7 protein-coding genes are annotated in these 13,213 nt (G+C 40.5%); 2 read left to right on the top strand and 5 right to left on the bottom strand.

All coding sequences use genetic code 11. The annotated features are described in order from the left end of the window. Positions 1 to 88: 88 nt before the first annotated feature. The 3 genes from IE056_RS07230 to IE056_RS07220 form a co-directional block, all read right to left on the bottom strand. Positions 89 to 4,579, bottom strand: coding sequence for an ATP-binding cassette domain-containing protein (locus IE056_RS07230; RefSeq protein ID WP_189604028.1), 4,491 nt, complete (start codon positions 4,577 to 4,579; stop codon positions 89 to 91). A 322-nt stretch (positions 4,580 to 4,901) separates the two neighbouring features. Further along, a complete protein-coding gene (locus tag IE056_RS07225) occupies positions 4,902 to 6,377 on the bottom strand; it encodes an exonuclease domain-containing protein (protein ID WP_189604027.1) in 1,476 nt (491 codons plus the stop codon). Between the two features lie 177 nt (positions 6,378 to 6,554). Continuing rightward, the gene (locus IE056_RS07220; RefSeq protein ID WP_189604026.1) at positions 6,555 to 7,232 is read right to left on the bottom strand and encodes a hypothetical protein; all 678 of its coding nucleotides are present in this window, start codon (positions 7,230 to 7,232) and stop codon (positions 6,555 to 6,557) included. A 448-nt stretch (positions 7,233 to 7,680) separates the two neighbouring features. On the opposite strand from IE056_RS07220, the gene IE056_RS07215 reads away from it, so the two are divergent. Together IE056_RS07215 and IE056_RS07210 are read left to right on the top strand one after the other, a co-directional pair. Then, a complete protein-coding gene (locus IE056_RS07215; protein WP_189604025.1) occupies positions 7,681 to 9,150 on the top strand; it encodes a glycosyltransferase family 2 protein in 1,470 nt (489 codons plus the stop codon). A 385-nt stretch (positions 9,151 to 9,535) separates the two neighbouring features. Beyond that, positions 9,536 to 11,527, top strand: a complete 1,992-nt coding sequence (locus tag IE056_RS07210) for a S9 family peptidase (protein ID WP_189604024.1) — start codon at positions 9,536 to 9,538, stop codon at positions 11,525 to 11,527. 206 nt (positions 11,528 to 11,733) lie between these two features. Here IE056_RS07210 and IE056_RS07205 read toward each other — a convergent pair whose 3' ends face one another. Together IE056_RS07205 and IE056_RS07200 are read right to left on the bottom strand one after the other, a co-directional pair. Then, entirely contained in the window at positions 11,734 to 12,258 is a 525-nt protein-coding gene (locus IE056_RS07205; protein ID WP_189604023.1) for a DUF4494 domain-containing protein, read from the bottom strand. A gap of 268 nt (positions 12,259 to 12,526) precedes the next feature. Further along, positions 12,527 to 13,210: a DUF2490 domain-containing protein gene (locus tag IE056_RS07200; protein ID WP_189604022.1), complete on the bottom strand. Its 684-nt coding sequence runs from the start codon at positions 13,208 to 13,210 to the stop codon at positions 12,527 to 12,529. Positions 13,211 to 13,213: the final 3 nt, after the last annotated feature.

The raw sequence follows: 13,213 nt of genomic DNA, 5'->3' as shown, positions 1-13,213 counted from the left end.
TACCACCGGCCAAAAAAATGGGTTGTAGGTAACCACAATTCTATAATGTATCATGCGCTAATTTGTGAGTCGAAAATGGTAAACCAACTCATTCTAAAACCACCCCAACCCCTATTTTCCCTAATAAGTATGGATTATGATCAATAATTAGAATATCATTGTTAAAACTAAGTTTCTTAAGAATAGCATACAACAGATCAATATCTGCATAATGTAATCCGGTGCTGGGCTCATCTAAGATGTAAAGCACCCCATTAGTTTGATCCTGCAGCCAGTTCAGTAACAATAATCGTTGCTTCTCGCCCGAGGAAAGAGTTTGTACCGGCTGGTCTAATCTGAGATGTTCCAATCCTATTTCCTCTAACTGATTCAGGAATTCAAAAGTTTTTTCAGATACCCTGAATCCGGCTAACCATTCTTTTAATTCATGGGGATTCAATGCGAGTACCGCAGCGATATTTTTTGAACCAACAGTATGTTCCAGTATTTGCGGTTGATACCGTTGCCCCTTACATACTTCACATTTTTCAATTGCATTGGCTGCTACATCTAAACTGGTTTCCAAATAGCCTTTTCCTTTACAGTTTGGACATTGGCTAGCTGTAGTTTTATAAGAAAAGTCACTTGGTTTTCGGCCTGTTTCCCTTGCAAAAATTTTGCTTATTCCTTTGAGCAAATCCAGATAGGATACCAATAACGTCTTTGCATGTGAACGCAATTTTTTAGGCTCAAAATAATGCACCCCCATGTATTTTTTCGGGAATTTTATGCTCTCACAATTCACCGGGTTTCCGGTCTCGATACCCGGGATCAGAATGTCTTTCACGAGGGTGGTTTTGCCTATCCCCGATTTACCGCTGATAGCTGTGATCTCTCCTACAGGAACCTCCAGCGATTCCTTCACCAAAGTATGCCTGGACAGGTTCTTAATGGTTATAGAATCTTTTCCTGCTTTTAATCTTACCGATTTTGAAAATTCTTTCAGATAAGGATGGCAATCGTCTTGTCTTAAAAATTCCGCAGGCGTACCCTGAAAGGTAATATAGCCGCCCAACTTTCCAGCCTGAGGTCCCAGCTGGACCAACTGATCAGCCGCCATGATAATCTCTTTGTTATGCTCAATTACCAGAACCGTGTTTCCTTTTCCAATAAGCTCTTTCAGAATTTTGACCAGGTCCGGGATATTGTCACTGGATAATCCTGCGGAAGGTTCATCCAGTAGATAGGTAATACCTTTGAGCGGACTGTTCAACTGTTTAATAAGTGCTATCCGTTGATTTTCCCCGCCGGAAAGGGTGGATGATTTACGGTTGAGTTGCAGGTGATCTATATGTAACTGCTTTGCTCTTTTGATGGTGTTGCTCAAAAGAGGCCTTATCCTTGAAAGCAGTTTTCGGTCTATTTCCTCTTGCGTATGATCAGCAAAAAGCCATGTTTCCAAACCCTTAAAATCCATTGACTTGATTTGATGAATGGATTTTCCTCCGATTTGAAATACTAAACGCTCCGGTTTTAATCCGCTTCCCGAACAGTGGCTACATTCCTCCAGCGAAAAAAGTGCTTTTAGCTTGTCAATATGTTTATTCTTCCGGGTCTTGTAATATTCTTCTTTTAAGTAATGGAAAAGTCCTTTCCATACCATACTTATCTCCTGTAATCCCTGCCTTGTTTTCGTTTTATAAACCCATTGCGTCTTCCATACCCTTTCACCCGCACCACAAAACAAAAGGTCTTTTTGCTGGGCTGTCAGTTCCTTAAAAGGGGTATCCAGGCTAAATCCGTGGATGGCTCCTACTTCCTTTGCAATCGCCATGTACTGACTCCCGGCATGCCCATAATAAATCAGGGATTTGTTGTGTTCAAACAACCCGTTAGCAATGCCTTTTTCACTATTGAGCACTATTTTATTAGTATCAGGAAGTAATTCCTGGCCTACCCCATCGCAGATGGGACATTTCCCCAGTTCGTGATTATTGGAAAAATGGCTGGCAGATAAATCCTCTCCGTCGTACTGTGCTTTCCGGGAGAAAGCAAACCGTAAAATTTTATCTATTCCCGTTTGTTTGGCAATATAAGAGCGATCTGTAAAGCTCTTTTCTTTACGTGTAATGCAAATGGTGGGACTAAGGCCTTCGATATGATCAACCTCAAACTGAAAATTCACTCCTACCCTTGACTGCTGATAGCTTGAAAATTGTTTGGTCATTTCCTGAAGGCCATAACCATGCAGGGTGTCAATCACCAAAGAAGACTTTCCCGAACCCGAAATCCCTGTGATCACCGATAACTGGTTTTTGGGAAAATCAATATCAATGTCTTTAAGGTAGTGCGTTCGAGCCCCTTTCATGGAGATCATATTCCTGCGTTGATCTGCTAATTCTTTTATTTCCGGTGCCTGGGCTTTCGGAGCATTCTCCACCAGCACATCGCATGAAGTCTGAAAAAGCGGATGATTTTCAAAACAAATAATACCTGCTATTTGCTTTTTTAGTTCATGCAAAGCTTTTAGCAGCTGCCTCACATTTTGCTGATGCAGCCCTATACTGGGTTCTTCCAGTAATAAAAATGTCTTTTTTAATTGTTTCGCGAAATATTTGGTTAGTTTGATTCGCTGCGCTTCCCCACCAGATAAAGTATTAGAGGGTTGTCCCAGCTTTATATATCCCAGCCCCAGCTTCAGCATTAACGACAGAATTTCAGTGATCCTCTTTTCCTCTGAAAAGAAATCATAAGCTTCGGAAATACTGAGGTTATAAATCTCAGCAATATTTTTAGTATTCCAATGCACCTGCAAAACCTCAGATTTAAAACGTTTGCCGTTACACCTGGGACAAACCTGATTGATGGTCCCCATCACATTCATAGAAAGGGTGATCACACCTGCCCCTTCACAGGTTTCACACCTTCCACTTTTATTATTAAAAGAGAATGCTCCTTTGGCTAAATTCAGGGATTTTGCTTCCGGAGATTTAGCCAATAGATCACGTATTTTATCGGCTAGCCCGGTATAGGTAGCTGGATTACTTCTTGGGGTTTTGCCAATGGGTTGATCTGAAACGGTAAGTAATTTAAAATCCTTTTTTTCTACATATTCTGAAAGCTTTTTCAGGATCTGAGGTGTTTTCCTGCTAACCACCATCAAGGCTTCTTTTAAAGGCTGAAATGACTCTGCTGAAGCGAGTGTTGGTCCATTTTCAGGCGTAAATTTTCCTTTTTGTAATTCAGTTAAAGTGGGAGTCTTTAGCCCTTCCTCATGTAAAAATTCCCTGATGGCACCACTAAAAACAACTTCTCCTCCATTCGCTCCCGCTGCGGGTCCTAATTCGATGATCCAATCTGCAGATCTTATAAAGTTTAAGTCGTGCTCTACTACCATCACAGTATTTCCACGGCTTATCAGGCGATGGAGAATGTGACGTAAATAGTGCTGGTAGTCTTCAGATAACCCGATGGAGGGTTCATCAAATACATACAGGATCCCTTGCAGATTACTGTTCACCTGTCTGATCAATTTTATACGCTGTGCATCACCGGAAGAGATCTCAATACTTGGTGTGCTTAGTCGGTATTCCTCCATCCCCAGCCGAATCAGATCAGATAACTGAACACAGACCTTATCAACCAACGCCTTCTCTCCTGCTATAAGGGCAAGGCTTTTCAGCTTGCCATATAACTCGTTTAAGGAAAGGTCCATCCATTCCTGAAAGTTCCGCCCCTTCCACTTAAAATTCAGGTGTTCAGGTTTAATTCTCGCGCCTTTGCACCCTGGGCAAATACTGGAACTTGCGAATTTCAGGATGTTTGGATTCCGGTCCCTTTTAAGAATATCGTTCATGATGGGCAGTATCCCTTTATAAAAGCCCTCTTCCCGCGGCTTTGCTTTAAAGCCTGTCCATCTCAGCCGGGACTCTATAGTATGTTTTCCATAAAAAACCTGAATCCTTTCACTTCCGTTTAAAACCACATCCTTTTGTTCTTCCGAAAGTTCCTTCCAGGGGACATCCACGTTAAATCCGTGTGCCTTACACACTTTGTTTAATTCATCTACGGTGATCTGGGAATAGACGATGTAACCATTGGGTAAGGTGGTGGTGATGGCTCCTTCCCTAAGGGTCTTGTTTTCATCCCCAACCAACTTATCAAGATCAATATATTCTGCCTGGCCAATACCATTACAACGGCCACATGCCCCCTTTGGATGATTGAAGGAAAAGAGGGATTTGCTCATGGTTTCTGTGCCGGCGTAGCGGGCAAACAAGATCCTGAAGACAGCAGCGAGCTCTGAGAGTGTACCGAAAGTGGCGTTAACAGACTGGAAGCGCTTGGATTGCTCCACCTTGATCACTGGTGGTAATCCTGAAATATCATCCACTTCAGCAGTGGGTATTAACTGGCCATTTTGCTGATTATATGCAGGGAGGCTTTCTAAAAAATAGCGGTAGCCTTCATTCGCAATAACATCCATGGCAAGGGATGATTTGCCCGAACCCGATAATCCAGTCACGACGATCAATTGATTTTCAGGAATGTTTAAAGTAATATTTTTGAGATTATTCTGGTGGGCATTAATGATGCGCATAAAGGCTTTTTTTTCTTTTTTCAAAAAAATAAATATAAGCAGATATTAAGGCTTAGCACGGGTTTTTTAGGAAAACCAAACACAAATGTCATCTCTCCTGAATCAAACCGGGTGTTCCTATTCCAATTCTTGTTGAAAATTTTAGAACAAGATGAATAGAGAACACATTCTCCCTACTTGAAACAATATTCCTTTCCTTTAATTCAAGATTTGGATAATATTTAAAGGGAAAAGAAAATTATGTTTAATCACAACATCAAGTAGAATAGCAAAAAATTAATGCAGTCACTTCATGGACCAAGATCTATCGGGTAAATAAAATCTAAAATTCCATGGTCAGGGTACCATGTGTAGCCATGATCAAAGCGTTCCTGTGAGCCCCGGCTACCGGTTTTTCCATTTCAGTTTCCTGTTCATTTTCAAAAAATATAACCTCCGGAGTTCCCTGCTTTCTCAGATAATTGCTCAGGATTTTGTGGGTATGATACGTGGCCGTCTGTCGTTTTAGAAATGGCTCATAATCTTCCACCCGACTTACCTGTACTTCAGCATCAATGAATCCGAAGCCCTGATAGGTTCCGTTCTTCACTAACACAAAAGCCTCTTCTTCAAAATGCCTGCCCTTCTCCCTGATAACGAATGTTGAAGATTCCTCTGTAATAGAAGTAATGGCTGCTCTTACCTTCTCATTGTATGCCTGCACTGATTCTTTTCCGGAGCAAATTCCTTCGCAACTCACAATACTATAGTGCGAGCATTCCTCCACATTGCGTTGCAGACTGCAATATTTTGGACAGAGACTAAATTCCCTGCACAGGAATTCAAGCTTTTCCTGCGCCAGTGCCCTGCTGTAAAAAGTACCTATGGATTCTCTCAGCTTGTTGGTTCTTTCCAAAGCCAGCTGCAGGATTCCCCGCTGATTGGTATAAGAAACGATCTGGTATACCGCTCCCGGTCGTTTTTGAGCTCTGTTAAACTTCGGGTAGTATTTTCTGATACATTCTGCTTCCAGGAGCAAAGCTACAAGTTCGCTACCGGTAGTTTCATGATCTATATGATACGTTTCCTGTCCAAGCTGATATTCCTTGCTCATGCGGTCATAAAAATGGGATACCACCCTTTTCTTGATATCGATGGCTTTTCCTGCATAAATCACTTTATGCTGCCGGTCCTTAAATAGATAAATACCTGAACTTTCGGGCAGCCCGTGAATTTGTTCAGCTTCAATATGGGGTGGTAAGGTGGCCTGCCGCGAATGAACATGCAGGAAAGAATTAATCACCTTGTAATCGTCATCTAAGGACAGTAAACGCTGGAAAAGGATCACTGTGGCATCGGTATCCCCTTCGGCACGGTGGCGGTTAGAAATTGGAATATTAATGGAGTCGCATAATCTTCCAAGACTGTAAGAGAACAATCCGGGAATAAGTTTCCGGGAAAGTCTTACCGTACAAAGCTTTCGGCGGCTATACTCAAATCCCAGTTCCTTAAATTCATTCCGCAGTACGTTATAATCAAAATTGACATTGTGCGCCACAAAAATGGCATCCCTGGTAAATTCCTCTACCTTTTTGGCTACTTCATAAAACCTGGGAGCATCTGCAACCATCGCATTATCTATACCTGTTAGCGCTGTAATATGCCGCGGAATGTCCTTTTCAGGATTAATGAGGCTGGTGAATTTTTCAACAACTATCGGACCGCGTAGAAGAACAATGCAAATTTCCGTTAGGCGATTTCCGTTAATTCCTCCTCCGGTGGTTTCCACATCAATAACTGCAAATAACTGATCTTTCATAAATGGCTTTAAAGAAGGTAAAAATAGAAATAATATTTTAATATCCGGAAAATATCCAACAGATTGGAATTTTTCCATCCAATACCTGAATGCAGCAGATATGTTTAGCCAATATAAAAGATGCTGCTCCCAAGAGGAAGCAGCATTTAATAATCCTGGTTTAATTAAACAAATGATTTATTTATCAGAATCAACCATCATTTCTTCTACCTCGCTTTCCCATGCTGAAGAGATTATCTCTTCTTTTTTGATAAGATTTCCGGAAGTTGTAATTTTATAATGATTATCTTTTGAATGCTGCAGGTCCCAAATGATATTTTCTGCTTCGGGAAATGCTCCGTTTCCATTCATTTGATCTTCAAACAACCTTTTTACAATGTTCCTGTCGGAAAGACCATCATTTAATAGCCTCAACACCATTTCTTTTGTAAGACCCGGCGCATGCTCCTCTCCGGAAGGATTCATGGAGCATTCTATGATCGTAGCACTGGAACTGGGAAACTTCCCATTGTAGGCTTTAAAGAGTAACTGGTTGATATGAAACAAAACCGACTGTAATTCCATCTCGGGATATTCTTCACATACCGTATCTATCAACATATCATTGGAAATCTGCTCCACCTGCCCCTCGGATAATTGTTCACCGAGTTTATACCTCAGAACCACTTTCGCTGCTTCGGAAGGTTCAAAATCTGTAATGGCCATAAACAATAGTTCCCTTAGATTCTCATTTTTGGAATCTTTTGCATCGGGATAGTCGAACTTTTCCAATAACTGGACATAATCTTCATTGGTCCAAAATTCTTGAATTTCATCAACTGTATGAACCTCTTCTATTTTTATATTGTACTTCATCTTAAATTTTTTTCCGGTTGTTTTAGGTAACTTTCCCGTTTTCAACATTATAATCATTTTTCACCATTTAAAGGTTGGTTTAAAGCCTAAATGTTTGCCATATTTAAAATGAAGTTTTGCTATTATTTCCTTTTTAAAGTTGTCTCTCGTAGCGCTTATTTTCCTGCAGAAACCATCTATTAATAAATCCGAAAATCCTACTCCATCAAGATTAGAATTTCCATTAAATATCCCCACTCTACATACTAAAGTGTGGAATTAATCCACACTTTTCCAGCTCCACCACAACATATTCCACAGCCTTAAAGCTGTATAGCCTGATAATCAAAGGCGTTAGGTTGCGGTACAGTAATTGGCTTTTCCTCTCCGGAAATGGATCGGATCATTTATAGTTCTCTTTAAGATAAAAGCTATAAATGAATGTGAAACAGAAAAAACAATGATTAAGATGATAACAAGAGAACTTAGGTTACCCCCTTCAGTATCTGCTGAGAATTCAGAATCTAATTACCTTACACAACCACAACAAAAGAGTACCTCTGGTAAAACCGAAAAGGAACAGGTTTCAGAGAATTATCGTAAAGCAACTTTCACAAAAAGACATCTTTTCACTTTGGCAGGAACATTCTTACTCCTGCTGGGAGGAGCTTTTTCAGTTTACCTGCTACAGCCACAATTTCAGGAGATGAATTTGGGCAGAATGAACACCCTTGGTGGAATGATCCTGATCTTTGTATCCAGCTTTTTACTGCTGTTTCGATTAGGATTTCTGGCCTATATTTCCAGGTTATTCTTCCGTTATAAACCTGTAAGTTCGGTTAGCGATGAAGAATTACCGACCTGTACTGTGATCGTACCGGCTTATAACGAAGGAAAACAGGTTTATGAGACCTTGTTAAGTTTAACAAACAGCCATTTTCCGGAAGAAAAGCTGCAATTGATCGCCATTGACGATGGAAGTAAAGATGATACCTGGGACTGGATGAAAAAAGCCAAAGAGCACCTTGGAAACCGGGTGGCAATTTATCAGCAACCAAATAATCAGGGAAAAAGACATGCACTTTACCGCGGATTCAATTTAGCAAAAGGCGAAGTTTTCGTTACGGTTGACAGTGATTCTATTGTAGAAAAAGATACTCTACGTAACCTTGTTTCTCCTTTTGTAACCAATAAAGATTGTGGCGCAGTTGCAGGAAATGTACGGGTTCTGAATAACGAAAAAGCCATTATTCCACGTATGCTTAATGTGAGTTTTGTTTTCAGTTTTGAATTCATTCGTTCCGCACAAAGTATGTTGGGATCTGTACTTTGTACACCGGGTGCATTGGCAGCATATCGAAGTAAAGCAGTGATGGACTGCCTGCCAGAGTGGATCAACCAAACGTTTATGGGGCAACCTACAGATATTGGTGAAGATCGTGCCATGACCAACATGATCCTTAAACAAGGTTATCACGTGTTGTTTCAACGTAATGCGTATGTATTGACAAATATTCCTGAAAAATTCAGCAGTCTGCACAAAATGTTTACCCGATGGGAAAGAAGTAATGTGCGTGAAAATTTAATGATGTCAAAATTTGCTTTCAAGCCTTTCAGGAATGGATCTAAATCGGGAACCCGACTTTTACTTCTGAATCAATGGATGCACATGCTAACCGCTTATCCTTTGTTTCTGATGATGATTGTTCTCCTGGTTTTACATCCTGTGTTATTTATCAGTTCAACATTACTGAGTATTTTAATATTCTCAAGTCTTCCGGCATTCTTTTATGCTAAAAAATATAATATTTCGGAAGCTTTCTGGGCCTATTCGTATAGTATTTTCTATACTTTCGGATTATTCTGGATCACTCCTTACGCTATGGCCACTGCCAATAGAAGAGGTTGGTTAACCCGGGAACTACCGCAAAAAAAATAGAAGATAGATCGATCTAAGTGTTCTGTTTAAGGAGTTTTCTTCCGGAACAGCAAAAAAGTTACTGAAGCAATTCAGTAACTTTTTTTGTTTTCAGGCATAAAATAATAAAATCAGGCAACAGTATATCCCTAAGCAGCAGACTTAGGAAAATAATATTAGTTCAGAAGGTTCAGGATGCAGATGGTTCTGAAAAAGTATAGTTTCTACAACCACCCATCTTCTTACGAAATTTCGAAAAGCAAAGGAGTTTGATCTATCTTTCAGTAAAATAGGTGTTTTAATTCCTGCTTTTTTAAACAAAATAGCAGGAAACTATTTGCCCTAATTCCCATTTTACATTATAATAATAAGCGGAAAATTAAACACTTTGTAATCCTTGAAAAACATGAAAAGATCCATTCCATTTCTCTTATTTTTTATTGTCCATTCTCTTTTAGCCCAGCAGAATGTGCTGACGCCCGAGGATGTGGCAAAATTAGAATATATCTCTAATGCAATCATTTCTGAAGACGGAGACCACATTGCTTATCAATTACTGGTTCCTACAGATCCAACAGTAGAAAATGCTCCTGCAAAAAACCATCTGTACGTTTATGACAGAACTGCCGGAACCTCTACTGCCCTGGTAACCGATTTTAGCGCCGGCAACATCAAGTTTAAACCTGGGAGTAGCAGCATAACCTTCACGGCTCGCAGGGAGGGGGATAAAATGACTGCACTTTATGAGATCACGCCTTCTGGAGGAGAACCAAAAAAACTCTATGAATTTGAGGGTTCTATTTCTTCCTATGACTGGCACCCAAACAAAAATCAACTGGCCTTCATATCTCAGAAAAGCAAAGAAAAAACAGAGGGAGAACTTCCTTATAAGCCTGAAATTTATGAAACTGAACTCCAAAACAATTCAGGTTTCATGGTAGACCTAAACAGTCAAGATCCAAAAGAATTAGAAGTAGACGGCCATGTAAGTGCACTTCAATGGAGCCCTGAAGGAAAAAACCTGGCAGTAAGTGCAGCGCCTTCTTCCCTTGTAGACGATTTTTATACCAGTCAGCGTATTTACATAGTTGACGCAAATACCGGTAAAGTCACTGCAGAAGTAGATCACAAAGCCAAACTGGGAATGCTCGCCTGGAGCCCCGATGGCAAAAGACTTGCTTTTATAGCCGGGGCAGATCAACATGACCCCATAGACGGTAGTATTTTTATTTCTGAAATTACCGGTGGAAGCCCTGTTATTTTGCAAAGAGATTTTACAGGGAAGTTTGAAAGCCTTTCCTGGGTTGATAATAAAACCATGGCTTTTTTGGCCAGCGAAGGTGTTTACAGCAGTCTTGGCAGATTAAACCTCAACGGAAAACTGGAGAGGACCTATGAAAACAAAGATCTCAATATTATTCGATTTTCTGCATCCGATAACAACACCTTAGCTTTGGTCGCAAATGCCGCTCAGCATCCAAATGAACTTTTTGTAATGAATGCTAAAGGGAAATCACCTGAAAGGATTACCACATCCAATTCATGGTTAGAGGAGAAACAAATGGGCAGACAGGAAAGGATTAGTTATAAAGCTTCCGACGGAATGGAGATAGAAGGTATTCTTATTCATCCTTTAAACAGTTCCGGAAAGATCCCTTTGATCACCGTGGTTCATGGCGGACCTGAAGCTCATTATGACAATGGCTGGCTTACAGGTTACAATATGCCGGGACAGGTAGGCGCGGGACAGGGTTATGCTGTTTTCTATCCCAACTACCGCGGAAGCACAGGGAGAGGCGTGGAATTCTCCATGACTAGTCAGGGAGATCCTGCCGGAAAAGAGTTTGATGATATTATTGACGGAATTGACTTTCTCATAGAAAACCATAATGTAGACCGGGACAAAGTGGGAGTCACAGGTGGCTCCTACGGTGGATATGCTACCGCATGGATGTCTACGCGCCATACCGAAAGGTTTGCTGCAGGAGTAATGTCTGTAGGGATCAGCAACAACATTTCAAAGTGGGGAACCAGTGACATTCCGGAAGAAATGTTCCTGGTGCACTCCCGCAAAAGGATCTGGGATGATTATCAGTTTTACCTGGAGCGAAGCCCTATCTATTACGCCGACCAGGCAAATACACCACTTCTCATCCTGCACGGTAAAGAAGATACCCGTGTAGATCCGGGGCAGTCATATGAACTGTACCGGCATATCAAAACCAGGACAGACACTCCTGTAAGACTGGTTCTTTATCCGGGAGAAGGCCATGGCAACAGGAATTCCACCGCCAGATACGATTACAACCTACGCATGATGCGCTGGTTCGATACCTATTTAAAAGAAAACAATCGTGAAGTCCCGGAGACCTCCCTGGCTCTTCCTATGAGTCATTGATTAGGAACTAAAGCATATCTATAAAAAATAACACCCGTAATCCTGAAAAGGTTACGGGTGTATTATTTCTATTCCTTCTGAAGCAAATAAGGAAACTACTTCAAAGGGTTGAATTATCCTTCTGAATTTATTTCAGAATTTTATTTTTCCGATTTCCTGAATTTATCAGAACCTACGGTCAAAAACTTCCAAAAAGTTTAAATTTTTTAGACAGCTGCAGTCTCTTCCGTTTGCTCTTCTTCTTCTTTCGGATTTTCAGATTTATCCAGGACATTAAATTTCTCTAACTGTTCTTCTTCTCCAGTGAAATATGGAAAAACATCCAGAATAGGAGATTCTGTAATAGAAGGAATTGAATAATCTCCCATGGTAGTTTCCATTGCCTTGGTAGTATTTTCAAACGCCTCTTTTACATCATTGGCCTGTACAAGAAGATAAATATTCGTTTTCTTTTCTTTGCCACTTTCCTCATCAAGGGCTATTAAAGAAACCTTCGACTTAAACCACCTGTCGGAATTTTCAAAAGGATGCACCTCAGCGAAATTAGCCACTTTTATGTTCATGATCCTGAAGTCTTCATTGGTATAAGCCTTCATTTCTTCGGTGATCCTGGATTCTGCTTCTGTATAAGATACGGCATCCAGCAAATAAGTATCTGTGGTCACTTTCTGTTCTCCTGTTTCGTGTGTTTTTCTGTATTTCACCTTACATTCATACCAGGTTGCGCTCATAATATTTTTTTAGGGAGCCAAAAGTAGGATTTTAAACAAGCCTTCTTCAAAATTCAGCAAAGAGATATCCACAATTTTTAGAAACCATTATTTTTTACAGTGGAACAATTTGATAACGTGGCGGTTAAAATATTTCGTGCATTAAAAGTTTCCTAAAATTTGTTATCTATTTTAATGAGGGTAATTTTTGAATATCTACATGGTCTAGAACAACGTAGTTGACTTTGAATTGGATTGTTCTAAGATTTTGTTCCCCTGAACAGTCTGACTAAAGTTCCAGGCTGACTCCAGTAACTATAAAAAATTCATGCCCCAGGTCACGTGCATAATCTTCCATGCGGTATTCAAATTCAATTTCCAGTTCCAGATTCCGGAAAGAAGTATTCTCCACTGCTATTGAAAAGCGTTGTTCTGCTTCGGGCTTTTCCCTGGAGGAAACTGCATATAAGGCTTCTGTTGCTACGCCAACTTCAAAAGTATCATTTAATGGCCTGCTAAACTCCATTTCATACCGCATCCTGTGAATGGTATGCTCCTTAAACCGTTGTTCCAGTCGCAGCCGGTGAGATAGCGGTACGACTGCATTGACAGGTTCAAATTCCAGCTGTTCAATGACCCTGAATTCATTACTTTCAGAAGAATCGAAAAGTTCTTTGAAGCGGTACCTCAACCCCAGGCTTAACACCAAAGACTCGCTGGATTCGTATTTTGTGAATTGGTTTATTTCCAGATGATCATGTTGATACCCAGATAATTTCTCACCCTCCAGCGTTTCCTGTGACATGCCCCGGTTTCCAACTCCTATTTCCATGGACCACTTCTCCCCTACCGGCAGAGAGAGATCAAATTCATTTTCATAATAGTAGGATTTACTGTTTTGGGAGAAAGCCAGGTTGCAGTTCACCAACAGAAATAGCAAGAATAAAATAGTATTCCGGAAATAAAATTTCATGAA

The organism is Salinimicrobium marinum (assembly GCF_014651535.1).
In the GTDB taxonomy this organism is placed as follows: Bacteria; Bacteroidota; Bacteroidia; order Flavobacteriales; family Flavobacteriaceae; genus Salinimicrobium; species Salinimicrobium marinum.
This window is presented reverse-complemented; position numbering and strand designations above follow the sequence as displayed.

What these genes read in the sequence shown, in the direction of transcription:
- IE056_RS07225 (WP_189604027.1), bottom strand. Translation starts at nt 6,377, where the DNA reads ATGAAAGATCAGTTATTTGCAGTTATTGATGTGGAAACCACCGGAGGA.
- IE056_RS07210 (WP_189604024.1), top strand. Translation starts at nt 9,536, where the DNA reads ATGAAAAGATCCATTCCATTTCTCTTATTTTTTATTGTCCATTCTCTT.
- IE056_RS07215 (WP_189604025.1), top strand. Translation starts at nt 7,681, where the DNA reads ATGATAACAAGAGAACTTAGGTTACCCCCTTCAGTATCTGCTGAGAAT.
- IE056_RS07220 (WP_189604026.1), bottom strand. Translation starts at nt 7,232, where the DNA reads ATGAAGTACAATATAAAAATAGAAGAGGTTCATACAGTTGATGAAATT.
- IE056_RS07230 (WP_189604028.1), bottom strand. Translation starts at nt 4,579, where the DNA reads ATGCGCATCATTAATGCCCACCAGAATAATCTCAAAAATATTACTTTA.
- IE056_RS07205 (WP_189604023.1), bottom strand. Translation starts at nt 12,258, where the DNA reads ATGAGCGCAACCTGGTATGAATGTAAGGTGAAATACAGAAAAACACAC.
- IE056_RS07200 (WP_189604022.1), bottom strand. Translation starts at nt 13,210, where the DNA reads ATGAAATTTTATTTCCGGAATACTATTTTATTCTTGCTATTTCTGTTG.